This window comes from Streptomyces sp. NPDC000983, assembly GCF_040299205.1.
GTDB lineage: Bacteria > Actinomycetota > Actinomycetes > Streptomycetales > Streptomycetaceae > Streptomyces.
On sequence record NZ_JBEPBM010000024.1, the window covers coordinates 42,265 to 67,329 of the forward strand.

The 25,065-nt window shown below is 72.1% G+C and carries 21 protein-coding genes; 8 read left to right on the forward strand and 13 right to left on the reverse strand.

Annotated elements, in window-relative coordinates; genetic code table 11:
- Positions 1 to 21 precede the first annotated feature (21 nt).
- From ABT296_RS25360 to ABT296_RS25385, 6 genes are all read right to left on the reverse strand, one after another.
- Complete coding sequence (locus ABT296_RS25360; protein WP_351930944.1) at positions 22 to 1,716, reverse strand: serine/threonine-protein kinase; 1,695 nt, start codon at positions 1,714 to 1,716, stop codon at positions 22 to 24.
- Positions 1,717 to 1,797: 81 nt separating this feature from the next.
- The gene (locus tag ABT296_RS25365) at positions 1,798 to 2,781 is read right to left on the reverse strand and encodes a serine/threonine-protein kinase (protein WP_502977316.1); all 984 of its coding nucleotides are present in this window, start codon (positions 2,779 to 2,781) and stop codon (positions 1,798 to 1,800) included.
- 97 nt (positions 2,782 to 2,878) lie between these two features.
- Entirely contained in the window at positions 2,879 to 4,591 is a 1,713-nt protein-coding gene (locus ABT296_RS25370) for a serine/threonine-protein kinase (RefSeq protein ID WP_351930945.1), read from the reverse strand.
- Positions 4,592 to 4,754: 163 nt separating this feature from the next.
- The gene (locus tag ABT296_RS25375) at positions 4,755 to 7,508 is read right to left on the reverse strand and encodes a serine/threonine kinase C-terminal domain-containing protein (RefSeq protein ID WP_351930946.1); all 2,754 of its coding nucleotides are present in this window, start codon (positions 7,506 to 7,508) and stop codon (positions 4,755 to 4,757) included.
- 175 nt (positions 7,509 to 7,683) lie between these two features.
- Complete coding sequence (locus ABT296_RS25380) at positions 7,684 to 9,789, reverse strand: serine/threonine-protein kinase (RefSeq protein ID WP_351931007.1); 2,106 nt, start codon at positions 9,787 to 9,789, stop codon at positions 7,684 to 7,686.
- A gap of 226 nt (positions 9,790 to 10,015) precedes the next feature.
- Positions 10,016 to 11,722, reverse strand: coding sequence for a glycerol-3-phosphate dehydrogenase/oxidase (locus tag ABT296_RS25385; protein WP_351930947.1), 1,707 nt, complete (start codon positions 11,720 to 11,722; stop codon positions 10,016 to 10,018).
- A gap of 294 nt (positions 11,723 to 12,016) precedes the next feature.
- On the opposite strand from ABT296_RS25385, the gene ABT296_RS25390 reads away from it, so the two are divergent.
- Entirely contained in the window at positions 12,017 to 13,225 is a 1,209-nt protein-coding gene (locus ABT296_RS25390) for a nucleotide sugar dehydrogenase (protein ID WP_351930948.1), read from the forward strand.
- A 60-nt stretch (positions 13,226 to 13,285) separates the two neighbouring features.
- Here the strand turns inward: ABT296_RS25390 and ABT296_RS25395 are convergent, their stop codons facing one another.
- The 4 genes from ABT296_RS25395 to ABT296_RS25410 all read right to left on the reverse strand — a co-directional run bounded on the left by ABT296_RS25395 (position 13,286) and on the right by ABT296_RS25410 (position 17,922).
- Positions 13,286 to 14,410 (reverse strand): GuaB3 family IMP dehydrogenase-related protein, encoded by a 1,125-nt coding sequence (locus tag ABT296_RS25395; RefSeq protein ID WP_351930949.1) that lies wholly within the window; start codon positions 14,408 to 14,410, stop codon positions 13,286 to 13,288.
- A gap of 115 nt (positions 14,411 to 14,525) precedes the next feature.
- Positions 14,526 to 16,034 (reverse strand): IMP dehydrogenase, encoded by a 1,509-nt coding sequence (guaB, locus tag ABT296_RS25400; protein ID WP_351930950.1) that lies wholly within the window; start codon positions 16,032 to 16,034, stop codon positions 14,526 to 14,528.
- A gap of 142 nt (positions 16,035 to 16,176) precedes the next feature.
- Positions 16,177 to 16,764, reverse strand: a complete 588-nt coding sequence (locus ABT296_RS25405; protein WP_351930951.1) for a sigma-70 family RNA polymerase sigma factor — start codon at positions 16,762 to 16,764, stop codon at positions 16,177 to 16,179.
- 546 nt (positions 16,765 to 17,310) lie between these two features.
- Positions 17,311 to 17,922 carry a response regulator transcription factor gene (locus ABT296_RS25410; RefSeq protein ID WP_003948568.1) on the reverse strand — a complete coding sequence of 204 codons (612 nt, stop codon included), beginning with the start codon at positions 17,920 to 17,922 and terminating at the stop codon, positions 17,311 to 17,313.
- Between the two features lie 381 nt (positions 17,923 to 18,303).
- Here ABT296_RS25410 and ABT296_RS25415 point away from each other — a divergent pair, with 381 nt between their 5' ends.
- On the forward strand, positions 18,304 to 18,639 hold the full coding sequence (locus tag ABT296_RS25415; RefSeq protein WP_351930952.1) for a WhiB family transcriptional regulator: 336 nt from the start codon (positions 18,304 to 18,306) through the stop codon (positions 18,637 to 18,639).
- A 42-nt stretch (positions 18,640 to 18,681) separates the two neighbouring features.
- On the opposite strand, the gene ABT296_RS25420 is transcribed toward ABT296_RS25415, so the two are convergent.
- A complete protein-coding gene (locus ABT296_RS25420; RefSeq protein WP_351930953.1) occupies positions 18,682 to 19,608 on the reverse strand; it encodes a LysR family transcriptional regulator in 927 nt (308 codons plus the stop codon).
- 80 nt (positions 19,609 to 19,688) lie between these two features.
- Here ABT296_RS25420 and ABT296_RS25425 point away from each other — a divergent pair, with 80 nt between their 5' ends.
- The 5 genes from ABT296_RS25425 (at position 19,689) to ABT296_RS25445 (ending at position 22,464) form a co-directional block, all read left to right on the forward strand.
- Positions 19,689 to 20,357: an MOSC domain-containing protein gene (locus ABT296_RS25425; RefSeq protein WP_351930954.1), complete on the forward strand. Its 669-nt coding sequence runs from the start codon at positions 19,689 to 19,691 to the stop codon at positions 20,355 to 20,357.
- A 73-nt stretch (positions 20,358 to 20,430) separates the two neighbouring features.
- Positions 20,431 to 21,204 carry an SDR family NAD(P)-dependent oxidoreductase gene (locus ABT296_RS25430; protein ID WP_351930955.1) on the forward strand — a complete coding sequence of 258 codons (774 nt, stop codon included), beginning with the start codon at positions 20,431 to 20,433 and terminating at the stop codon, positions 21,202 to 21,204.
- A gap of 68 nt (positions 21,205 to 21,272) precedes the next feature.
- Complete coding sequence (locus ABT296_RS25435; protein WP_351930956.1) at positions 21,273 to 21,980, forward strand: ester cyclase; 708 nt, start codon at positions 21,273 to 21,275, stop codon at positions 21,978 to 21,980.
- Positions 21,981 to 22,105: 125 nt separating this feature from the next.
- On the forward strand, positions 22,106 to 22,246 hold the full coding sequence (locus ABT296_RS25440; protein ID WP_351930957.1) for a hypothetical protein: 141 nt from the start codon (positions 22,106 to 22,108) through the stop codon (positions 22,244 to 22,246).
- Positions 22,243 to 22,464: a hypothetical protein gene (locus tag ABT296_RS25445; RefSeq protein ID WP_351930958.1), complete on the forward strand. Its 222-nt coding sequence runs from the start codon at positions 22,243 to 22,245 to the stop codon at positions 22,462 to 22,464. The genes ABT296_RS25440 and ABT296_RS25445 overlap by 4 nt, the downstream gene beginning before the upstream one ends.
- Here ABT296_RS25445 and groL read toward each other — a convergent pair.
- Both groL and groES read right to left on the reverse strand, forming a co-directional pair.
- On the reverse strand, positions 22,452 to 24,077 hold the full coding sequence (groL, locus tag ABT296_RS25450; RefSeq protein ID WP_351930959.1) for a chaperonin GroEL: 1,626 nt from the start codon (positions 24,075 to 24,077) through the stop codon (positions 22,452 to 22,454). The two genes, ABT296_RS25445 and groL, sit on opposite strands and share 13 nt — an antisense overlap.
- Before the next feature lie 118 nt (positions 24,078 to 24,195).
- A complete protein-coding gene (gene groES, locus ABT296_RS25455; protein ID WP_013001368.1) occupies positions 24,196 to 24,504 on the reverse strand; it encodes a co-chaperone GroES in 309 nt (102 codons plus the stop codon).
- A 280-nt stretch (positions 24,505 to 24,784) separates the two neighbouring features.
- Between groES and ABT296_RS25460 the strand changes: the two genes are divergently transcribed.
- Positions 24,785 to 25,054, forward strand: coding sequence for a hypothetical protein (locus ABT296_RS25460; protein WP_351930960.1), 270 nt, complete (start codon positions 24,785 to 24,787; stop codon positions 25,052 to 25,054).
- Positions 25,055 to 25,065: the final 11 nt, after the last annotated feature.

Genomic DNA, 25,065 nt, shown 5'->3' on the forward strand with positions numbered 1-25,065 from the left:
CGCGGCCGGGGCGGCGCCAGTTCAGAGGGGCTTGATCTCCAGGTCCTGGATGACGTTCGCCGCCACTTCCTGGCCCCGCTCGGTGAAGTCGCCGTCGCCCGGGTAGCTGATCAGCACCTTGTACATGTCGCCCCCGGACGACTTGTAGTAGAAGAGCTGCACCTCGCGCGGGCGCGGGTTCTGGAGGTCGTTGGTGTCGTAGCGAACCGTGTTCAGCGCCGACTTCTTGCCCTTGTACCGAGTCTCCTCGGTCTCCGTCCGGGGCCCCTCGGGCATACCGAGGTCGTAGTCGCCGCTGGCCTTGAACGTCTCGTTGTCGGCGTACATCTCGGCTGCCGCGGAGTTCTTGATGGTGCCCGAGGTGTCGTCCTTCTTGCGGGCGACCTGCGCACGGATCCAGATGGCGCCGCTCAGGTCCGTGTAAGTGACCCAGTTCTGGTCGGAGTTGTCCGCGTCCGGCTTGCCCACCTTGTACTCCTCGGGCACGCTCAGGGTCACGCCGAGGTTCGTGTGCGCGTGCCGGGCCCAGGGGTCCGGCTTCTCCTCGTCCCCGAACGGGTCGGCGAGGACCAGGCCGGCCGCTGCGACGACCACGGCGAGGAAGGCCGCACCGATCCCGACGAGCGTCCCCCGGCCGACGCGCACTCCGCCGCCGCCCCCGGCCGGCGCGAACGGCACGACCTGGGTGGGCGCGAGCGCCGGCGGGTTGGCGGCCGCCTCCAGCAGCGCACGCGTCTGCGCCGCGTTGGGACGGCGGGCCGGGTCCTTCTGGAGCAGCCCGGTGATGACCTCGGCGAGCGGGCCCTGCGCGGAGGCGGGCGCGGCCGGGGTGGCGTTGAGGACGGACTGGAGGGTGGCCGGGGTGTTGCTGCGGCGGAACGGGGAGACGCCCTCGGTCGCCGCGTAGAGCACCACGCCGAGGGACCACAGGTCGCTGGCGGGGCCCGGGCGCTGGCCCAGCACCCGCTCGGGGGCGATGTACTCGGGCGAGCCGACGAAGCCGCCGGTGTCCGTCAGGTTGGTCTCGCCCTCGATCTGCGCGATGCCGAAGTCGGTGAGCACGACCCGGTCGTGCCGTCCGAGCAGCACGTTGTCCGGCTTGACGTCCCGGTGCAGGATGCCCGCCGCGTGCGCGGCCTCCAGTGCGCCGAGCACCTCCAGGCCGACGCGGGCGGCGTCGCGGGCGCCGAGGGTGCCCTCCTGGAGGGCGCTGCCCAGGGAGCGGCCCTGGACCAGCTCCATCACGATCCACGGCTGGCCGTCGACGACGGCGACGTCGTGGACGTTGACGACACTGGGGTGGTCGAGCCGGGCCGCGGCCCGGGCCTCGCGGCGCATCCGCTCGAAGGCGTTGGCGCGTTCACGCTCGGGAAGGTGGTCCGGGATGCGGGGCTCCTTGACGGCCACCTCGCGGTCCACGGTCTCGTCCTTGGCCCGCCACACCGTGCCCATGCCGCCGTGGCCGAGTTTGCTCAGCAGCCGGTAGCGGCCCGCGATCAGGCGGCCGGTGCCGGGTTCCGGGGCGGCGGGCCGCTGCGGCGCGACCTGCGTGGGTTCCGGGGCGGCGGGCGGCGCGACCTGGGCGGGTGCCGCGTACGGGTTGCCCGGGTGGGGCACGTGGTGCGGCTGTGGAACACCCGCGGACGGTCTCGGCGGTTGCAGACCGAAACTGGTTGGTTCGTCGGCCCCGTAAGGGCCTCCCCCGTTGCTGCTCATGCATCCATCCATATCGCGCCAAGGGCCCGTCAATCCACCTCGAACGGTGTCCGGTCACAGACCCGTGACCCGAGGCACGGCTTATCTCCCATTTATGAGCATCGCCACCGCCGACACCCCCGCGACCACCACCGCCACCGCCAGGAGCACGCTCACCAGCACGCCCCGGGGGGAACGCCAGACCGACCCGGCGGGCGCTCCGGGGGTCCGGCCGGTGGCGAGGTAGTCGCGGAGCATCCACTCGGCGCGGGCCGCCTCCAGCCGCCGCGGCGGGTCGCGCTCCAGCAGGCCCCGTACGACGGGCAGCAGGGGTGCGGCCTGCGGCGGCGGCCGGATCTCGTCGGAGACGACGGCGTGCAGGATGCCGCCCAGCGTGTCGCGCCGGAACGGCGACTCACCGCTGACCGCCGTGCACAGCAGCGCGCCCACCGACCACAGGTCGGCGGCGGGTCCGGCGGCGGCGCCGGACATCCGCTCGGGCGCGGTGTACTCGGGGGAGCCGACGAAGGTGCCGGTCTCGGTGAGGGTGCTGGCACCGGCCACCTGGGCGATGCCGAAGTCGGTGAGGACGACCCGGCCGGTGGTGGCGTCGACGAGCACGTTCGCGGGCTTGATGTCCCGGTGCAGCACCCCGGCCGTGTGCGCGGTCCGCAGCGCGCTGAGCAGGTCGGCGCCGATCCGGGCGGCCTCGGCGGGGTCGACGGGACCGTGTGTGTGGATCAGGTCGGCGAGCGAGCCGCCGTCGATCAACTCCATCACTATGTACGTCCGTTCGGCGTGCTCCACCACGTCGTGCACGACGACGACGTGTGGATGGCGCAGCCGTGCGACCGCCCGCGCCTCGCGCAGGGTGCGCTCACGGCGCAGCCGGAGTTCGGCCGGGGAGTGCGAGCCGGAGTCGGTCTCGTCGAAGGGCAGTTCCTTGACCGCGACACGCCGTCCGAGCAGCTGGTCGGTGGCCCGCCACACCACGCCCATCCCGCCGCGTCCGATCCGGTCCTCCAGCCGGTAACGTCCCGCGATGATCCGGACGTCGCCGTCCCCCTGATCCCCATGGGTCGCCATACGTCCCATCATGCCCCGCCGGACGGCCCTCTTCCGCGGTGCCGACCGGCCAACTGTGCGAGAGCTGTGGCGCGTTCGCAGCAGGTGGGCGGTCGGTTCAGCCCTCGCGCCAGCTCCGCAGCACGCTCTCGAACCGCTCCTCGGCGACTTCCCATTCACCGGCGGGGGCGGCCATGTAGAAGGCGTACTCGACCCCGCTGTCGGCGATGTACATCTGGTCGACGGCCCGGTACGGCCCCGGGAAGGCCGTGTCCTTGGCCAGCGCGGTCCACGTCCACTCCATCCGGGACGCCTGGCGGTCCCGGTAGACGACGGGTTCCAGGGAGAGCGTGGTGTAGTCGACGAGCCGCTTGGCCAACCCCTTGTCCAGGGAGACCTGGTGGGCGTACGCCTCGTCGAAGTCCGGCGCGCCGTCCACGGAGATGCGCAGCAGGTTCCGGCCGCCGTCGGGCGAGTAGTCGACCGACCGGATGTCGCCGGACTCGGTGGGGTTGGTCCGCTCCCAGCCCTCGGGCACGGAGATCCCGAAGCCCAGGGGGTCGCTGACGGCGACCCAGCCGGCGGGGGTGTTGTCGCGCGGGGTCTCGCCGGGCGTGGCCGAACCGGTGGGCTTGTCCGTGGGCTTGTCCGTCGGCGTGTCGGCGTCCGTGGGCGTCGGGCTCGGCGAGGAGGACGTCCCGTCGGAGCGCTCGCCCTGGCCCCACTTCTGGAGCGCGGCGACCGTGCCCCCGCCGACCAGCGCGGCGAGCACCACGACGAGCGCGAGACCGCGCAGCCGCCGCGCCCGGGACGGACCGGCGGGCGGCGGGTACGAGGCCGGGGGGTAAGGCGTGGCGGGTGAGTACGCCGACGCCGGTGGGTACGGCGTGGCCGGTGCGTACGCCGACGCCGGAGGGTACGGCGTGGCGGGGGCCGCCTCCGGGGTCGTACGGGCCTCGGGGGTGGCCGCCGGGTGCGCGGCCTGCGTCGGCACGTACGTCTGCGCCGCGGGCGGCCGCCGTCCCTCCGCGGCCTCGGCGAGCATGGCCTCGGCCGCGGCGGCGTCGGGGCGTGCCGCGGGGTCCTTGTGGAGGAAGGCCGCGATGACCGGACCGAGCGGTCCGGCGTTCTCCGGCCGGTCCGCCTCCTCCTCCACCACGGCCTGCATGGTGGTCAGCGGCGAGGTGCGGCGGAACGGCGATCTGCCCTCGACGGCGGTGTACAGGGTGGCGCCGAGCGCCCACAGGTCGGAGGCCGGGCCGGGGTCGTGGCCGCGGATCCGCTCCGGGGCGAGGTAGTCGACGGAGCCGACGACCTCTCCGGTGCGGGTGATGGTGGTGTCGCCCTCGATCTGCGCGATGCCGAAGTCGGTGAGCAGGACCCGGCCGTCGTCGCCGAGCAGCACGTTGCCGGGCTTGACGTCGCGGTGCAGGACACCGGCGGTGTGCGCGGCGCGCAGGGCCCGCAGCACCCACAGTCCGATCCGGGCGGCCTCGCGCGGTTCGACGGAGCCCCGCTCCTTGACCGCGTCGGCCAGGGACCTGCCCTCGACGAGCTCCATCACGATCCACGGCCGGGAGTCGTGGTCGAGGACGTCGTGCACGGTGACCACGGCGGAGTGGTTGATCCGGGCCGCCGCGCGGGCCTCCGCCCGGGTACGGGCGAGCAGCCGGTCCCGGTCGCTCTCCGACACGAAGTGCCCCGCGGTCAACTCCTTGATCGCGACGGCCCGGTGGAGGACCTCGTCGTGCGCCCGCCACACCCGGCCCATGCCTCCGGCACCGATGGCGTCGGCCAGCCGGTAGCGACCCGCGAGAAGCCGGCCCTGCATCTGATTCACGTTGCCCCGCAATGCTCTTGACAGGGTCACATTAGGGACCGGGTCGCGCACAGGGAACTGGCGGCACGGCACAGAGACACCACTGTGACTGTTGTCGCTTCCACCCCTGGAAGGGAACCGTCCGCTCTCCGTCACCGACAGTCGGGGAGACCGTTCACCCGGTGACCTGGTAGGTGGTCGACGCCTGCTCGAACAGCCGTGTCACCTCGTCCCGTTCCGCCTCCGGGCCGCGCACCTGCACGACATGGAACCGGCCGTCGACCAGGATCGCGAGATTGCGTACGTACCTCTCCCGGCCCGCGTCGTCGGTCCAGGTGAACTGGCCCTCGGCCATGGTCCGTCCGCCCACCTCGATGGTCTTCAGACCGGTGGAGGTGGCCCAGCTGGAGTCCCGGTAGGGCTGGAGCTCGGGCTCGCTCTCGCGCTGGTACGCCATCGGGTCGGCCCCGAACTGCGAGGCGCTGTCCCGGCCGGGGACGACGATCAGCTCGAAGTCGCCGTGGGTGTAGAGCACTTGGCCGCGTCCGTTCTTCGGGGTCCGGTCCCAGCCGTTGGCGACGGCGACCCGGAAGCCCTCGTCGTCGGCGCGCAGGGCGAAGCCGTCGGCGGTCTCGGGCCCGGTGGTCTGCGACTCGTTGGAGTCCGCCGTCTTCGAGGGGGTTCCGGTGGGGTTCGGTGTGGTCTGGTCGGGGCGGGGCTCGCTGCTGGCCTCCGGCGCGCCACTGGCCTCGCCGGTGGCCCCGGTCCGGCCGGTGTCGCCGGTGCCGTCGGTGCCGGCCTTGGGCATGAAGAGCACGGCGTAGGCGATGGCGCCGGCCATCAGGAGCAGCACCAGCAGAAGCAGGGTGCGGCCGAGGCGGCGCGGTGACGCGGCCTCCTCCCGGGCCCGCTTGTGGCGTCCGTGGTGCGCGGGGAGCTGGGCCCGCCGCTTGCGCACGAGTTCGCCCCGGCGGCGCACCACCGGAAGACGGCTGGTGTCGACGGGCGGCGCGGCGACGACGTACGCACCGGCGTCCGGCTCGGGCGCGGAGCGGACCAGCGAACGCAGCCAGCCGCGCAGCTCCTCGAAGTCGAGCCGCTCGGTGGGGTCCTGGCGCAGCAGGGACTCCACGACCGGCCGCAGCGGTCCGCACTCCTCGGCGAAGGCGGGCGGTTCGGCGCAGACGAGCTGCACCAGTTCGGCGGTGGACTCCTCCGGGTACGGGGCGTGGCCCTGTACGGCCCGGAAGAGCAGCGCGCCGAGCGCCCACAGGTCGGTCGCGGGGCCGATCGGCGCCGCCAGCTGCCAGTTCTCGTGGACGGGGCCGGCCTGCTCGGGAGCCCACCGCTCGGTGACCGGTCCGACGACGGCCATCCGGGCCTGCCGTGCGCGCTCCGCGGCCAGCGCGGTCGCCGGGCCGCGCCGCACGGGCGCCTCGGCGGCCAGTTCCTCCCACCGGCTGGGCCCGCCGGGCGGACCGACCTGGGCGCCGGGGCCCTGGGCGCCGGGGAGGGCGGCGTGCGGGGGGCGGCCCTGTACGGCGGCGGGGCCCGTGGGTCCGGCCGGTCGCGGTACGGGGGCGGGGGCGTGCGGGCCGACGCCGGAGGGGGGCAGCGCGGTGCGGCCCGGACCCTGCTGAACCGGCGGGCGGTTGCCGGACTCCGGGAGCGCGGGTCCGGCCCCGGTGCGGGGTGCGGCGCCGTGCCAGGGGGTGGCGCGTACGCCGTAGGGGTCGGCGATCTGGCCGGGCGGGCCGGCGGGGGGCGCGGCGGGCTGCCCGGCGGCGGGAAGCGGCTGCGGCCCGTGGGCGGGCGGGTACGGCGACTGCCCGGCGGCCCCGCCGCCTGACGGATACGGCGCCTGCCCCGGCGGGTACGGCTGCTGCCCCGGGCCGCCCTGCGGCGGATACCCCGGCTGCCCCGCACCGGCGCCGTACGGCGGCTGAGCCGTGCCGCCGCCCGCCTCCGGGGACGGGCGGGCGCCCGGCAGGGCCGTGCGGTCGTGCTGCTGGGCCTCCTGGACCCGGGCCGCGGCCCGCGCACCGGCCCGGTACGCGGCGATGGCCCCGGCCCGCGCGGCGCGTACGTCCGCGCCGCCCTCCACGGCCCGGGGGGCGGGCGCGCCGCCTCCACCCCGGTTGCCGCCCGCGCCACGGTCGGCGCCGGCCGGGGGAAGACCGCCGGCGGCCCGTGCCTCGATCGCGGCGCGACGGGCGCCCTCCGGGTCGACCTCGACCGAGACGGCGGCACCCGCCGCGCCCCGGCCGCCGGGGCCGGCCCCGGCGGGGTCCGCGCCGTCGTCGCCCTCGGCGGGCGGCACCGGGTCGTACCCGCACAGCGCCTCCTCCGCGGCGCCGACGGCGAGCCCGGTGAGCATCACCCGCCCGTCGTCGCAGACGAGCACGGTCCGCGCGGTGATGTTGCGGTGCACCCAGCCGTGGGCGTGCAGCACCCGCAGCGCCATCAGCACGTCGGCGGCGACCTCGGCCGCCCGGTACGGCGTCAGCGGCTTCTCCGCGAGGAGCGCGGCAAGCGGTCGCGCCGGCACCATCTCGCTGACGATCCACAACGAGCCGCCCTCGGCGAACACGTCGAAGACCTGGTCGAGCCGGGGATGGTCGGGTATCCGGGCCGCGGCCTGGGCCGCCTCCACCGCCCGCCGCACGGCCGGGTCGGTGGGCCGCCGGGTGCCGCCGCGGCCGGCGGGCCGCCGTGCCGCACCCCGCTCGCGCGCGGTGAATCCGTCGGGCAGCCCCTCGGCGTCGAGCACCTCCGCCTCGACCACCTCGGGCAACGGCACCTGGCGGACCAGGACTTCCTGCCCGCTGTAGGTGTCGAAGGCGCGGGTCTCGGTGAGTTCGTACTCGTCCGACGGCGGCAGCGGCAGGCGGTAGCGGTCGGCGAGCACTCGACCCGCGTAGTCGTCCACGATGCCTCCCCCGGCCGCCCGGTTGGTCAAATCCGTTCGCCTTGCGTCCCGTTGTGCCCCCGATGTCGGCTGCTTACGGTCCGCAAGCACTCACGATACGTGCCGGAGGCAACTCACAAAGAGGGGATGCCAGATCTCACGCCCCAAACCGTGACCAGTCACCGAAGCCGGTTGATCACGACCTCGGCTCGAAGGACCTGGTGAGCGTCCGCCATGTGGCCTTACGGGAGTCACTGCCCCAATTGGCCGCCTCGGCCGTGTACATGAGGCCGTATCCCAGATCGTCGTCGACGACGAACCCGCGGTCGATGCTGCGGTACTTGGTGCCGCCATCGACATAGGTGAACTCCCAGTCGGCCGTGTTCCAGCCCCGGTAGTCCACCGCCTCTATGCGGATCCGCTGGTACTGCGAGCGCACCATGCCGCGCTCCTGGTTCTCCCAGTCGGCAACCGGGTCGTCCTTGGGCTGGGTGGTCCAGCCGATGAGCAGCTTCTGCCCGTCGGGCCCGGTGAACCGGTCCCCCGCCGTGCTGGAGGAGACGTACTTCCAGCCCTTGGGCAGCCCGATGGAGTAGCCCTGGCCGCCCTGGTGGGTGGTGGCCGCGCCGCTGTTCGAACCGCTGTCCGCGTCGTCGTCGGAGGAGTCCTTGGACGAGCCGTCGGAGGAGTCGTCGTCCGCGTCGTCGTCGGCGCTCGGGCCGGCGTCGGCCGAGGCGCCGGAACCGGCCGGGGCGGACTCCTTCCCGTCGCCGTCCGGACGCGTGCCGCCGCTCTCCTCGGCCTTGGGGTTCTCGCCGGCGCTGGCCTTGGTCGAGGGCTTCGCCCCGCCGCTCGCCGCGTCCTCGGAGTCGTCACCGTTGAACACGAGCGCGAGCACCACACCGAGTACGGCGACGAGGACCGCGGCGATGATCACCAGGGTCCGCCGCGGCACCACGTCGGTGATCGGCGCCCTGCGCACCTGCCTGGGCGGCAGGTCCGGCAGATCCGGCGGAGTCATCACGGGCCAACCCGAACTGCGCCCGCCCGACTTGGCGTCACCGGCCCCGCTCGACGGCCCGCCGGACGCGCCACCGGAGGCCCCACCGGACGGAGAAGCCGTGACCGCACCGGAACCAGAACCGGCCTCGGTCCCGGAAGCAGAACCGGCAGAACCGGCGGAACCAGCGGAACCGGCGGAACCGCCCGACCCCGCGGCCGACTTGGCGCGAGCGGTAGCGGCCGCTGCCCCCGTCCCCGCGGCGACGGCGGCCTTGCGCACGGAGCGCAGCGCCCCGCGCAACCGCTCCCCGGCCTCCCCCGAACCCGAGCCGGAGCCCGCACCCGCACCCGACGCCGACCGCGAACGGCCCTTCCCCGACCCCCCGTCGGGCTGCGCCGGCAGCGGGACGACCTTCGTCGCGTCCAGCGGCTCCGCCGCCCTCGGCGCCGGCGCGTGGATGACGTCGTTGAGCATGACCCGCGCGCCCGCGTCGTCGAGCCGCTGGGCCGGGTCCTTGGTGAGCAGCCCGTGGATGACGTCCCGCAGCGGCCCGGCGTTCTTGGGCTCCTCCAGCGGCTCGGTCATCACCGCGGTGAGCGTCGCGATGGCCGAGCCCTTGTCGTACGGGGGCACACCCTCGACGGACGCGTACAGCAGACCGCCGAGCGACCACAGGTCGGCGGCCGGTCCGGGCTTGTGCCCGCGGGCCCGCTCCGGGGAGATGTAGGAGGGCGCGCCGACGAGCATGCCGGTGGAGGTGATGGACGGGTCGCCCTCGACCTGGGCGATGCCGAAGTCGGTGAGCACGACCCGGCCGTCCTCGGCGATGAGCACGTTGGAGGGCTTCACGTCGCGGTGCAGGATGCCCTGGCGGTGGGCCAGGCGCAGCACGTCGAGGACGGCGAGCCCGACCTCGGCGGCGCGCCTGGGCTCCAGCAGGCCGTCCTCCCGGATGACCTCGGCGAGCGACTTGCCCTCGACCAGCTCCATCACGATCCAGGGCCGGTCGTCCTCCTCGACCACGTCGAAGACGGTCACCGCGCTGTTGTTGCGGATCCGGGCGATCGCCTTGGCCTCGCGCAGCGTCCGGGTGATGAGCCGGCGCTTCTCCTCCTCGTCGATGTTCGACGGGAAGCGCAGCTCCTTCACGGCGACGGTCCGGCCCAGGGTCTCGTCCTCGGCGCGCCACACGGTGCCCATGCCGCCGCGGCCCAGTACGTCTCCCAGCCGGTACCGCCCGGCGAGGAGACGTGCGCTGCTGTCCTGACGGGATGACCCCGCCCGCTCCGCCTCCGACATGCGTCCCCTCATGCAACCCGCCCTGACAGAGCCTCCATTGTCCCTCACCCGACAAGTGCCCGACGCCCAGGGTGCCGCTGGTGCGCGAGAGGTCCGCGGCCCGGGGACAGCTCCGGTGAAACGGAGCATTCCGCGCCCCGCCGAGGGCGCGGAGTGCCGACTCGAACACGGGCCGCTCACACCCGAGTTCGACTCCCCCGCGCCGCCCGGCGGCCGTCCTCCGCCCTCACAACGGCACGATGTCCGGCGCCCCGAGCCGTGCCGCGTCCGCCGTCAGGTCGTCCGGCTGGCGCTGGGACTCGCGCTCCGCCTCGACCCGCTTCTCGTAGTGCTGCACCTCGCGTTCGATGTGGTCCTTGTCCCAGCCGAGCACCGGCGCCATCAGTTCCGCCGCCTCGCGCGCGCTGAGCGTGCCGCGGTCGAAGGTCTCGATGGAGATACGGGTGCGGCGGGTCAGTACGTCGTCCAGGTGCCGCGCGCCCTCGTGCGAGGCCGCGTAGACCACCTCGGCGCGCAGGTAGTCCTCGGCGGCGCGCAGCGGCTCCCCGAGGCCGGGGTCGGCGGCGACGAGGTCGAGGACCTCCTCCGCCATCGAGCCGTACCGGTTGAGGAGGTGTTCCACGCGCACCACGTGCAGTCCGGTCCGGGCGGCGATGCGGGCCCGGGCGTTCCACAGCGCGCGGTAGCCCTCCGCGCCCAGCAGCGGGATGTCCTCGGTGACGCAGTCGGCGACGCGCAGGTCGAGCCCGTGCACGGCCGCGTCCACCGCGTCCTTGGCCATGACCCGGTACGTCGTGTACTTGCCGCCCGCGACCACGACGAGCCCCGGCACCGGATGGGCCACGGTGTGCTCGCGCGAGAGCTTGCTGGTGGCGTCCGACTCCCCGGCCAGCAGCGGCCTGAGTCCGGCGTACACGCCCTCCACGTCGTCCCTGGTGAGGGGCACCGAGAGCACGGAGTTGACGTGTTCCAGCAGGTAGTCGATGTCCGCGCTGGAGGCGGCCGGATGGGCCTTGTCGAGGTCCCAGTCGGTGTCCGTGGTGCCGATGATCCAGTGCCGGCCCCAGGGGATGACGAAGAGCACGGACTTCTCGGTGCGCAGGATCAGGCCGGTCGCGGAGTGGATCCGGTCCTTGGGCACGACCAGGTGGATGCCCTTGGAGGCGCGGACGTGGAACTGTCCGCGCTCCCCGACCATGGCCTGGGTGTCGTCGGTCCACACGCCGGTGGCGTTGACGATCTGCTTGGCGCGGATCTCGTACTCCCCGCCGGCCTCGACGTCCTGCACCCGGGCGCCGACCACCCGCTCGCCCTCGCGCAGGAACCCGGTGACCCGGGCGCGGTTGGCGACCTGGGCGCCGTACGCGTAGGCGGTGCGCACCAGGGTGGCGACGTAGCGGGCGTCGTCCATCTGGGCGTCGTAGTACTGCATGGCCCCGACCAGGGCCTCCCGCTTCAACGCGGGCGCGATCCTGAGCGCCTGACGTCGGCTCAGGTGGCGGTGGACGGGCAGGCCCCGGCCGTGGCCGCGGGCCATCGACATGGCGTCGTAGAGGGCGACGCCGGCACCGGCGTAGAGGCGCTCCCAGCCGTTGTGCTGGAGGGGGTAGAGGAAGGGCACCGGCTTCACCAGGTGCGGGGCGAGCCGCTCCAGCAGCAGGCCGCGTTCCTTGAGGGCCTCGCGGACGAGGGCGAAGTCGAGCATCTCCAGATAGCGCAGGCCGCCGTGGATCAGCTTGCTGGATCTGCTCGACGTGCCCGACGCCCAGTCACGCGCCTCGACCAGCCCGGTGGACAGTCCTCGGGTCACCGCGTCCAGCGCGGTGCCCGCGCCGACCACTCCGGCTCCCACGACCAGCACGTCCAGCTCACGCTCGGCCATTGATGCGAGTGACTCGGCGCGTTGCGCCGGCCCCAGTGTCGCTGTCCTCACCGCTGCCTCCCGCTGTAGGTCCCGCCGGCATCACCCGTGGGGCGAAGCCCGGTCAAGTCCCCCATGCCCAGAATTCTGACCGGGTTGCCCGACTTCAGCCACCAGTCGCCCTCAGCCTGTGGACAACCTTCACCGCGCCGTCCGTCGGCGGTCGCCCGCCTGCCGGAAAGACACAGTGGATCAATCCCGTATTTCGGTCATATTTACTCCTAGTGTGACATTGCGCTCGCTCATTCTGTCCCCAGCGTTTGCGCACCTGTCCCGCTTCGGCTACTGGGAAGGACGGCCCACGCCATGCCCGCAGATCTCGCCGTCATCGGACTCGGCCCCTTCGGCCTGCCGCTGGCACAGACGGCCGTGGCGGCCGGCATCCCCACCCTCGGGTACCGCACCGGGCCGGAGCCCGGGTCGCTCAGCCCGGCGGAGCTTCGCCGCATGCTCGCGGCGGGCTTCCGGCACGCCACCAGCCCGGCCGAACTGGGCCGGGTGCGCACCGCGGTCATCTGCGCGCCGACGCCCCGCGGCGCGGACGGCGGCCTGGACCTCGCCCAGGTGGAGACGGCCGCCCGCACCCTGGCCGGGCACATGCGCCCGCACACCACGGTGGTGCTGGAGTCGGCGGTCCCGCCGGGCACCACGGAGGACTTCCTGCGCCCGCTCCTGGAAGAGGGCTCCGGCCTGCGCGCGGGCCGCGACTTCCACCTCGCCTACTCGCCCAGTCGGGTGGACCCCGGCAACCGGGACTTCGTGCCGGCGACCACTCCCCGGGTGATCGGCGGTCTGACCCCGGCCTGCACGGAGTCGGCGGCCGCGTTCTACTCGCGGCTCACCGACAAGGTGGTCCGCGCGCGGGGCCCCCGGGAGGCGGAGACGGTCCAGCTGCTGGAGACCAACTACCGCCACGTCAACATCGCCCTGGTCAACGAGATGGCCGTCCTCTGCCAGGAGTTGGGCGTCGACCTGTGGGACGTCATCCGCTGCGCGGAGACCAAGCCCTTCGGCTACCAGGCGTTCCGCCCCGGCCCGGGCGTCGGCGGCCACTCGGTCCCCCAGGAACTGCCCGTCCCCACCGGCCGCACCCTGCGCATGGTGGAACTGGCCCAGCAGGTCAACAGCCAGATGCCCCGTTACGCCGTCCAGCGCGCCGCGACCCTGCTGAACGAGCACGGCAAGTCGGCCCGGGGCGCCCGCGTGCTGCTGCTCGGGGTGACGTACAAGCCCGACCTCGCCGACCAGCAGTCCACTCCGGCCGAGGAGATCGCCGTCCGGCTGATGAGCCTCGGCGCCTCCGTCAGCTACCACGACCCGCACGTCCCGTCCTGGAACGTCCTGGACCGCCCGCTCCCCCGCGTGGACTCCCTCTACGAGGCGGCGGCCGACGCCGACCTGACGATCCTGCTCCAGCAGCACCGCACGTACGACCTCCAGGCCCTGTCGGTGAAGGCCCAGCTCCTGCTGGACACCCGGGGCGCCACGCCCACGGGGGCGGCGCACCGGCTCTGAACGCCGTAGGCCCATGCGAAAGGGCCGGTCCCCTCGAGGAGGACCGGCCCTTCCCGTGTGTCAGCGCTGGTGCTGCGAGTCCGCGACCGTCACCTCGACGCGCTGGAACTCCTTCAGCTCGCTGTACCCGGTGGTGGCCATGGCCCGGCGCAGCGCGCCGAAGAAGTTCATGGAGCCGTCGGGGGTGTGCGACGGGCCCGTGAGGACCTCCTCGATGGTGCCGACGGTGCCGAGGTCGACCTTCTTGCCGCGCGGCAGCTCCTCGTTCACCGCCTCCATGCCCCAGTGGTGGCCCTTGCCCGGCGCGTCCGTGGCACGGGCCAGCGGGGAGCCCATCATCACGGCGTCGGCGCCGCAGGCGATCGCCTTGGGGAGGTCGCCGGACCAGCCCACGCCGCCGTCGGCGATGACGTGCACGTACCGGCCGCCGGACTCGTCCATGTAGTCGCGGCGGGCTGCGGCCACGTCCGCGACGGCGGTCGCCATCGGGACCCTGATGCCGAGCACGTTGCGGGTGGTGTGCGCGGCGCCGCCGCCGAAGCCCACCAGCACGCCGGCCGCGCCGGAGCGCATCAGGTGCAGGGCCGCGGTGTAGGTGGCGCAGCCGCCGACGATGACGGGGACGTCCAGCTCGTAGATGAACTGCTTGAGGTTGAGCGGCTCGTGCGAGGAGGAGACGTGCTCCGCGGAGACGGTGGTGCCGCGGATGACGAAGATGTCCACGCCGGCGTCGACGACCGCCTTGGAGAACTGGGCGGTGCGCTGCGGGGAGAGCGCGGCCGCCGTGACCACGCCGGAGTCGCGCACCTCCTTGATGCGCGCGCCGATCAGCTCCTCCTTGATGGGGGCGGAGTAGATCTCCTGGAGACGGCGGGTGGCGGTCTCGGTGGGCAGCCCGGCGATCTCGTCGAGCAGCGGCTGCGGGTCCTCGTGGCGCGTCCACAGCCCTTCGAGGTTCAGCACGCCGAGGCCGCCGAGCTCACCGATGCGGATCGCGGTGGCCGGGGAGACGACCGAGTCCATGGGAGCGGCGAGGAACGGCAGCTCGAAGCGGTAGGCGTCGATCTGCCAGGCGATCGAGACCTCCTTCGGGTCCCGCGTACGGCGGCTCGGAACGACGGCGATGTCGTCGAAGGCGTACGCGCGGCGGCCGCGCTTGCCGCGCCCGATCTCGATCTCAGTCACGTCTGTGGCCTTTCCCTGATGCGTTTCAGCGTCTTCCAGTATCGCCGACGGGCACGGCGAGGGCGGCCCCGGAGGTCCCGGGGCCGCCCTGCTGGAGCCTTGTGGTGCCTGGTGACTACTTGTTGCGGCTGTAGTTCGGCGCTTCGACCGTCATCTGGATGTCGTGCGGGTGGCTCTCCTTGAGACCCGCCGAGGTGATCCGGACGAACTGGCCGTTGGCCTGGAGGTCGGGGACGGTGCGGCCGCCGACGTAGAACATCGACTGGCGCAGGCCGCCGACCAGCTGGTGGACGACCGAGGAGAGCGGGCCGCGGTAGGGGACCTGGCCCTCGATGCCCTCGGGCACCAGCTGCTCGTCGGAGGCGACGCCCTCCTGGAAGTAGCGGTCCTTGGAGAAGGACTTGCGGTCGCCGCGGGACTGCATGGCGCCCAGCGAGCCCATGCCGCGGTACGACTTGAACTGCTTGCCGTTGATGAACAGCAGCTCGCCCGGGGACTCGGCGCAACCCGCGAGGAGCGAGCCGAGCATCACCGTGTCGGCGCCCGCGACGAGCGCCTTGGCGATGTCGCCGGAGTACTGCAGGCCGCCGTCGCCGATGACCGGGATGCCGGCCTCCTTGGCGGCGAGCGAGGCCTCGTAGATGGCGGTGACCTGCGGGACGCCGATACCGGCGACGACGCGGGTGGTACAGATCGAGCCGGGTCCGACACCGACCTTGATGCCGTCCACGCCGGCGTCGATCAGGGACTGGGCGCCGTCCCGGGTGGCGATGTTGCCGCCGATGACGTCCACGCCGGCGGAGTTCGACTTGATCTTGGCGACCATGTCGCCGACCAGCCGGGAGTGGCCGTGCGCGGTGTCCACGACGATGAAGTCGACGCCGGCCTCGATGAGGGCCTGGGCGCGCTCGAAGGAGTCACCGGCGACGCCGACGGCGGCGCCGACCAGCAGGCGGCCCTCGCCGTCCTTGGCGGCGTTCGGGTACTTCTCCGCCTTCACGAAGTCCTTGACCGTGATCAGGCCCTTGAGGATGCCCGAGTCGTCGACCAGCGGCAGCTTCTCGATCTTGTGCTTGCGCAGCAGCTCCATGGCCTCGACGCCGGAGATGCCCACCTTGCCGGTGACCAGCGGCATCGGGGTCATGACCTCGCGGACCCGGCGCGAGCGGTCCGACTCGAAGGCCATGTCACGGTTGGTGACGATGCCGAGGAGCTTCTTCTCGGGGTCGGTGACCGGCACGCCGCTGATGCGGAACTTGGCGCAGAGCGCGTCGGCCTCGGCGAGCGTGGCGTCCGGGTGGACGGTGATCGGGTCGGCCACCATGCCGGACTCGGAGCGCTTGACCAGGTCGACCTGGTTGGCCTGGTCCTCGATGGAGAGATTGCGGTGCAGTACGCCGACGCCGCCCTGGCGGGCCATCGCGATCGCCATGCGCGACTCGGTGACCTTGTCCATGGCGGCGGACAGCAGCGGGATGTTGACCCGGACGTTCTTGGAGACGTACGAGGCGGTGTCGATGTCGTCGGGCGCCATGTCGGACGCGCCCGGCAGCAGCAGCACGTCGTCGTAGGTCAGCCCGAGTGTCGCGAATTTGGCGGGCACTCCGTCGACGTTGGCAGTCATGACACCTTCCCCAAATGGCCTTGATCGGTGCGGATGTCCATGCTAACGGGAAGCGGGGGTGGCAAATTCCACGGTTCCGGGCACTCCGCGGCCTCGTATGTTCGTACGGAGTCGGGGCGGCGCCCGTTCAGGCCGGGGCGGGTCACTGCTCGGCGAGCGCCCGCAGCCTGCTCAGTGCCCGGTGCTGGGCGACCCGGACGGCTCCGGGTGACATTCCCAACATCTGTCCCGTCTCCTCCGCGGTGAGGCCCACGGCGATCCGCAGCAGCAGCAGCTCGCGCTGGTTCTCGGGGAGGTTGGCGAGGAGTTTCTTGGCCCAGGCGGCGTCGCTGTTGAGCAGGGCGCGCTCCTCGGGGCCGAGGGAGTCGTCGGGGCGCTCGGGCATCTCGTCGGAGGGCACGGCGGTGGAGCCGGGGTGCCGCATCGCGGCCCGCTGGAGGTCGGCGACCTTGTGGGCGGCGATGGCGAAGACGAACGCCTCGAAGGGGCGGCCGGTGTCCTTGTAGCGGGGCAGGGCGAGCAGGACGGCCACGCAGACCTCCTGCGCGAGGTCCTCCACGAAGTGCCGGGCGTCGCCGGGCAGCCGGGAGAGCCTGGTGCGGCAGTAGCGGAGCGCGAGGGGGTGGACATGGGCGAGCAGGTCGTGCGTGGCCTGCTCGTCCCCGTCCACGGCGCGGTGGACGAGTGCACCGATCGCCCCTGCGGCGGTCGCCGCCTCGTCGTCGCGCATCGGTCCATGGTGCCCTGCGTCGTCGCGGTCCGTGGCACCGCGTGCGTTGTTGTGCACCGAAGCGTTATGAGCAGGTGCGCCGGAACTCATCTCCTGCGCCCTCCCCTCCCGCTCGACCGACTTGTCCCCGGAAGACTCCACATCTCAAGCATGCGTCATCCCCACCAAAACAAGCACCGCCAGCCACCCCGCACCCTGCAGGGGCGCGAGCCGCCGCCCCCCTACAGGCACACAAGGAACGGCACGACCAGCCCCCAAGGAGCGCGGGAAACGACACGACCAGCCCCCCAAGGGGCGCGGGGAACTGCGCGACCAGCCACAACGAACCCGCACAGACCCAACAACCTCTTAAAGGGGCGCGGGGAACTGCGCGAAAACCCACAACCGACCCGCACCAACCCAACGACCCCTCAAGGGGCGCGGGGAACCGCGCGAAAACCCACACCGCACCCGCACCAAGCCGACGACCCCTTCAGGGGCGCGGGGAACTGCGCAAAACCACAACGCACCCGCACCCATGAAACCGCCGCCGCCCGGAGGGCAACGTCAGCGGACCAGCCCCCACCGGAACCCCAGCGCAACCGCATGCGCCCGATCGGACGCCCCGAGCTTCTTGAACAACCGCCGAGCATGCGTCTTCACGGTGTCCTCGGAGAGGAAAAGCTCCCGCCCGATCTCCGCGTTGGACCGCCCATGGCTCATCCCCTCGAGCACCTGGATCTCCCGAGCCGTGAGCGTAGGAGCCGCCCCCATCTCCGCAGACCGCAACCGCCGCGGCGCGAGCCGCCACGTAGGGTCGGCCAGAGCCTGCGTCACGGTCGCCCGAAGCTCCGCCCGCGAAGCGTCCTTGTGCAGATACCCCCGCGCCCCGGCGGCGACGGCGAGAGCGACACCGTCCAGATCCTCCGCCACGGTCAGCATGATGATCCGCGCCCCGGGATCCGCGGACAGCAACCGCCGAACCGTCTCGACGCCGCCCAGTCCGGGCATGCGTACGTCCATCAGAATCAGATCCGAACGGTCGGCGCCCCAGCGGCGGAGGACTTCCTCGCCGTTGGCAGCCGTCGTCACGCGCTCGACGCCGGGCACGGTCGCGACCGCGCGGCGGAGCGCCTCTCGGGCAAGCGGGGAGTCGTCGCAGACGAGGACGGAAGTCATGGCCGTCCTCCGCAGCTGATGCACGTCACCTTGAGCCTCCAGGCTGGTACGAAATCGTCACCTGAGCGGTCGACCGTCTCGGACGCCTGCCCGAGCGCTTGTTCTTTCAACCGCCTCCGCACTCTCAACGACGGTCACTCGAAAGAGTTACGGGGCCATGCGTCGTCTTCGGCACTCTACGTGAGGGGGCGGACACGGTGGAGACATGACGTGCGGACCCTCAACCTTTCATCACAACCCATGCCCCATTCAGCCCTTTTTCTTCCCTTTTGCTGGTGTCTGAGGCTAGATTCGCAATGAGTCATATTTTCATCTCCTTAGATCGTAGATGTACGGTCGTGGACACCGTATCCGCCCAGAACGGCTACAAGGGGTCACGCAATGGCAGATTTCTCCCGCCTTCCCGGACCGAACGCTGACCTGTGGGACTGGCAGCTGCTGGCTGCCTGCCGCGGGGTCGACAGCTCGCTCTTCTTCCATCCGGAGGGCGAGCGCGGTGCGGCGCGGAGCGCTCGTGAGAACTCGGCCAAGGAGGTCTGCATGAGGTGCCCGGTCCGCGCGCAGTGCGCGGCACACGCGCTGGCGGTGCGCGAGCCGTACGGCGTGTGGGGCGGGCTCACCGAGGACGAGCGCGAGGAACTCATGGGGCGGGCGCGTCACCGACTGGTGACGGCGTCGGCGTCGGCCGGACACAGTCAGGCTGTTTCGAACAACTGAAGGAACGTTTTTCCGCTCGGGGCACGTTCAGACGTGCCCTTATTACGTGGCGCCCGGTTCCCCGCCCCGCGTCTGCCGGTCCGCGGCGCGGGCCAGCTGTTCCAGCGTGGCCGTCACCGCGGGCACCTGGGCGAGGTCGGGCAGGGTGAGGGCGACGATCTCCCGGCGCACCGCGGGTTCCAGCGTCACCGTGCGGGCCCCGCGCGGCCGTACCGACTCGACCGCGAGCTGGGGCAGGACCGCCACGCCGAGGCCCGCGCCGACGAGTCCGACCACCGCCGGATAGTCGTCGGTGGCGAAGTCGATGCGCGGGGTGAAGCCGGCGCCCTCGCAGACTTCGATCAACTGGCCGCGGCAGCGCGGGCATCCGGCGATCCAGGGTTCGGCGGCGAGTTCGCCTATGGACACGGTCCCGGCCCGCGCCAGCCGGTGCCGCTCCGGCACCAGTGCCACCAGCCGGTCGGTGAGCAGGGGCCGTACGACGAGGTCGGCCCACTCGTCCTCCTGGGCCGCGCCCTCGTAGCGGAAGGCGAGGGCGAGGTCGCAGTCGCCGTCGCGGAGCAGGGCCACGGACTTCGGCGGCTCGGCCTCCTCCAGGGAGACCCGGGTGCCGGGGTGGGCGGCGCGCAGGGCGGCGAGGGCGGTCGGGACGAGGGTGGAGCTGCCGCTGGGGAAGGAGACCAGGCGTACGCGTCCGGCGCGCAGGCCCGCGATGGCGGCGACCTCCTCCTCGGCCGCGGTGAGTCCGGCGAGGATGCCGGCGGCGTGCCGGACGAGGGCCTCGCCGGCCTGGGTCAGCCGCATCTCGCGTCCGCTGCGGACGAGCAGGGGCGTGCCGACGGACGCCTCCAACGCCTTCATCTGCTGGCTGACGGCGGGCTGGGTGCAGCCGAGTTCGCGTCCCGCCGCGGAAAAGGATCCGGTGGTGGCGACGGCGCGCAGCACGCGGAGATGTCGGGCCTCGATCACTCCTCAAGGATAAGCGGGCCTTTGGAAAGGTGCCGAATAATCGTTCGAGGCTTTGACCCGGCTTCGCCTACCTTTCTGTCATGAAGCTTCTCTCTGTGAACCTGGGCCGCCGGACGCATGTGCCGTACTCGGACCATCCGGAGGGGGTGACCGGGATCGACAAGCGGCCCACGGACGCGGCGGTGCGGGTGTTCGCGCCGGGTCCGAAGGGGGTCGGGGCGAGCGGTCTGGCCGGGGACGACGTCTGTCACACCCGCCATCACGGCGGGGACGACCAGGCCGTGTACGCGATGGCGCGCGAGGACCTGGACGAGTGGGAGAAGGAGCTGGGGCGGACGCTGCCGAACGGCTCCTTCGGCGAGAACCTCACCACCCTCGGCATCGATGTCTCCGGCGCCCTGATCGGGGAGCGCTGGCGGATCGGGTCCGAGGTGGTGCTGGAGGTGACGTGCGGGCGGATTCCGTGCCGTACCTTCCAGGGGCATCTGGGCGAGGAGCGGTGGGTGAAGCGGTTCACGGCGAAGGGGGCGCCGGGTGCGTACCTGCGGGTGATCGAGCCGGGTGAGGTACGGGCCGGCGACGCCGTGGAGATCGTGCACCGGCCGGACCACGAGGTGACGGTGGCCCTTCAGTTCCGGGCGGGGACCACGCGGCGGGACCTGCTCCCCCGCGTGCTGGCGGCGGGCGAGGCCCTGCACCCGGAGGCGCTGGAGGACGCCCGCGCCTATGTGGCCGAGCACGGGGGCTGACCTGCTGGGCCAGGTGCCGGATCAGGAGCGGACCGTCCGGGTCCGGCCGTCGGACGGGCCCTAACCTTGCGCCATGACAACGGCTCTCATCACCGGATCCACCGCGGGCATCGGTGCCGCGTTCGCCCGTCGCCTGGCCGCTGACGGCCACGACCTGGTCCTGGTCGCCCGGGACACCAGGCGGCTGCGCGAACAGGCCACCGAGCTGCACGACCGGCACGGCATCGAGGCGGAGGTGCTGACCGCGGACCTGGCGACGGACGAGGGCATCGAGACGGTGGCCGCTCGGCTCGCCGACCGCCGCAACCCGGTCGACCTGCTGATCAACAACGCGGGCTTCGGCAACAAGGGCCGTTTCCTCGACGTCTCCATGGCGGACGAGCTGAGGATGCTCAAGGTGCACTGCGAGGCGGTGCTCCGGCTGACGTCGGCGGCGACCGGGGCGATGCGGGAGCGGGGCCGGGGCGGGGTCGTGAACGTGGCCTCGGTCGCCGCGTTCGTGCCGCGCGGGACGTACGGCGCGTCGAAGGCGTGGGTCGTGCAGTTCACCCAGGGCGCGGCCAAGGACCTGGCGGGGAGCGGGGTGCGGCTGATGGCCCTGTGCCCCGGTTTCGTGCGGACGGAGTTCCACGAGCGGGCGGGGATGGGCACGGACAACATCCCGGGCTGGATGTGGCTGGACGCCGACAAGCTGGTCGCGTCGGCGCTGGCCGATCTGGCGCGGGGCAAGGCGGTGTCGATCCCGGACGCCCGGTACAAGGTGCTGATGGGGGTCACGAAGGTGGTGCCGCGCGGGATGCTCGGCGGGCTCAGCTCGCGTACGGGGCGCAAGTACGGCCCGCAGTAGGGCGTCCCGGGCGAACAGGGGGAGAATGGGACTGTTCGACCGGACCCTCGGGGGACGGAGGCGGCGCCATGACGTTCGTACAGCTCATCGACTGCAGGACGAGCCGGTTCGACGAGATGAACCGGCTGATGGACACATGGGTCGAGCAGACCAAGGGGAAGCGGACCGCGACGCACAGCGTGATCGGCAAGGACCGGTCCGACGCGTCGCACTTCATCGAGATCGTGGAGTTCCCGTCGTACGAGGAGGCGATGCGGAACTCGAAGCTGCCGGAGACCGACAAGGTCTTCCAGGACATGGTCGCGCTCTGCGACGAGATGCCGACGTTCACCGATCTGGACGTCGTGCGGGACGAGCAGCTGTACGCGGCGACCGCGCGGCGGCTCTTCGAGCGGCTGGCCGCGAAGGGCGACATGCCGACCTTCAACGACGTGCTCATCGAGGACTACCACGACCACGATCCCGGCAACCCGCAGGACTACATCGGGCTCGACAACGTCCGCCGCGAGGTGGAGATGTGGCGCAGCGGCTTCGACTTCGAGTTCGTCGTCGAGGACCAGATGGCGCAGGGCGACCGGGTGTGCACGCGCTGGACCTGGAACGGCACGCACACGGGCGACTTCATGGGAATCCCGGCGACCGGCAGGCAGGTGTCCATGACCGGCTGCACGGTGCACCGCTGCACCCCGGACGGCAAGATCGCCGAGGGCTGGTGGCAGTACGACCGGCTGGGGCTGATGGAACAGCTGGGCGCGCTGGACGACATGAAGATGTAGGCACGGGGAGGAGCAGGAGCCCGCGAGGGGAGCGAGGCCCCGTCCGCCTGGCGGAGGGGGCCTCTTCCTGTGCACGTCCCGCACGGCTCTGGTGTCCGCTTGGGCCGCTCCGGCTGCTCGGGGGGTTGTCGACGAGGCAGGCCGCGCACATCCTGCGCGGCCTGCCGGACGACGGGACCCCGATCCACCGCCCCGGCAGCCTGGTGCGCCACCTGCTCCGCGAGGTGGAGCCCCGCCCGGCGGCACCGCGCCCCCGCCCGTCGTGACAAGTGCGCCCGGTCGTCTCTCCGTCAGGTTCTCCGGACTGCGGGAGTGCAAGGGCGAGCACACCCAGGCCACCCTGATCCGGCCGCGCGGCGAGGAGACGCTCTGCGCCGACTGCCGCGAGCGCTCGGGCCGGGACGCCCGGGAAAACCGGAGGCCCGGCACCCCCCGTACGAGCGGGGTGCCGGGCCTCGGTGCTGACCTGGGTCAGTGGGAGTGACCGTGGCCGTGACCGGCCGCGGCGGGCTCCTCCTCTTCCTTCTTCTCGACGACCAGGGTCTCGGTCGTCAGGAGGAGGGAGGCGATGGAGGCCGCGTTCTCCAGGGCGGAGCGGGTGACCTTGACCGGGTCGATGACGCCGGCCTTGACCAGGTCGCCGTACTCGCCGGTGGCGGCGTTGAAGCCCTGGCCCTTGTCGAGCTCGGCGACCTTGGAGGTGATGACGTAACCCTCCAGGCCGGCGTTCTCGGCGATCCAGCGCAGCGGCTCGACGGCGGCCTTGCGGACGACCGCGACACCGGTGGCCTCGTCGCCGGTCTTGTCGAGGTTGCCCTCGAGAACCTTGACGGCGTGGACCAGAGCGGAGCCACCACCGGAGACGATGCCCTCCTCGACCGCGGCGCGGGTCGCGGAGATGGCGTCCTCCAGACGGTGCTTCTTCTCCTTCAGCTCCACCTCGGTGGCGGCGCCGACCTTGATCACGCACACGCCGCCGGCCAGCTTCGCGAGGCGCTCCTGGAGCTTCTCGCGGTCCCAGTCGGAGTCCGTGTTCTCGATCTCGGCCTTGATCTGGCCGATGCGGCCGACGACGTCCTCGGAGTTGCCGGCGCCGTCGACGATCGTGGTGTCGTCCTTGGAGATGGTCACGCGGCGGGCGGAGCCCAGCACGTCCAGACCGGCCTGGTCGAGCTTGAGGCCGACCTCCTCGGAGATGACCGTGGCGCCGGTGAGGACCGCCATGTCCTGGAGCATCGCCTTGCGGCGGTCACCGAAGCCGGGGGCCTTGACCGCGACCGCGTTGAAGGTGCCGCGGATCTTGTTCACGACCAGGGTCGACAGGGCCTCGCCCTCGACGTCCTCGGCGATGATCAGCAGCGGCTTGGAGGCACCGGCCTGGATGACCTTCTCCAGCAGCGGCAGCAGGTCCTGGATGGAGGAGATCTTGCCCTGGTTGATGAGGATGTAGGGGTCCTCCAGGACGGCCTCCATGCGCTCCTGGTCCGTCACGAAGTACGGCGACAGGTAGCCCTTGTCGAAGGCCATGCCCTCGGTGAAGTCCAGCTCCAGACCGAAGGTGTTGGACTCCTCGACGGTGATGACACCGTCCTTGCCGACCTTGTCCATCGCCTCGGCGATGAGCTCGCCGACCTGCTGGTCCTGGGCGGACAGCGCGGCGACGGCCGCGATGTCGGCCTTGTCGTCGATCGGACGGGCGGTGGCGAGGAGCTCGTCGGAGACGGCCTTGACCGCGGCGTCGATGCCCTTCTTCAGGGCGGCCGGGGAGGCACCCGCGGCGACGTTCTTCAGGCCCTCGCGGACCAGCGCCTGGGCGAGCACGGTGGCGGTGGTGGTGCCGTCACCCGCGATGTCGTTGGTCTTGGTCGCCACCTCCTTCACCAGCTGGGCACCGAGGTTCTCGTACGGGTCGTCGATCTCGACCTCACGGGCGATCGTGACACCGTCGTTGGTGATGGTGGGGGCGCCGAACTTCTTGTCGATGACGACGTTGCGGCCCTTGGGGCCGATCGTCACCTTGACCGTGTCGGCCAGCTTGTTGACGCCGCGCTCGAGGGCGCGACGGGCGTCCTCGTCGAACTTCAGGATCTTCGCCATGACAGCTGGGAGCCCTCTCGAATCTGTGGGTTTCTCAAAAAGACACTGCGCCCCGGGCTCCCGGCTTCATAAATGGTCGCGGGGCCAGGGGCGCAGTGGAAAAACTTCTGAGGTGGTCTTACTTCTCGATGACCGCGAGCACGTCGCGGGACGAGAGGACGAGGTACTCCTCGCCGTTGTACTTCACCTCGGTGCCGCCGTACTTGCTGTACAGCACGATGTCGCCGACCTTGACGTCGAGCGGCAGGCGCTCGCCGTTCTCGAAGCGACCCGGACCGACGGCGAGGATGACGCCCTCCTGGGGCTTCTCCTTCGCGGTGTCCGGGATGACCAGGCCAGAGGCGGTGGTCTGCTCGGCGTCGAGCGGCTGGACCACAATGCGGTCCTCAAGCGGCTTGATGGCAACCTTGGAGCTGGTGGTCGTCACGATCCGACCTCCCCCTTCGGAGATCTCACGGGGTTAACTGTCTGAGGTGGCGACCAGGTGGATCCGTCGTCGCGGGTGCCGGACCTGCCCGTCGCGTAGTTGGCACTCTCCAGGGGGGAGTGCCAGACCCGAGACTATGACCGCGATTAGCACTCGGTCAAGCGGAGTGCCAATGACGCGCGGACGCGCAGCCCCCGCGAGCCCGGAGCGCACTCGGCCCCGGATCACGATTGAACATGTTTTCGAGCGCCCAGCGGTCGGATCTTCGTACCGTCCCCCCATGAGATCCGCTTCCACCCTCGGCGCCGGGTGCTGCCTCGCGGTGCTCCTGGTTCCTCTGGAGCTTCTCCTCGTCTACCTGGGCGCCGCCGTCCTGGTCTTCGGCGCGCATCCGGCGGCCCTGGCGGGCTGGATGCTCACCGGCGGGCTGCTGGCGCTCGGTGCCGGAGCGTGGCTGCTCCGGCGCGGTCACCTCGGTCTCGGCGCGGCGCAGACAGCGGCAGCGCTCCTCGTCCTGTCCCTCACCGCGCTGGGGTGGATCGCGTACTGAGCGGCCGGCCC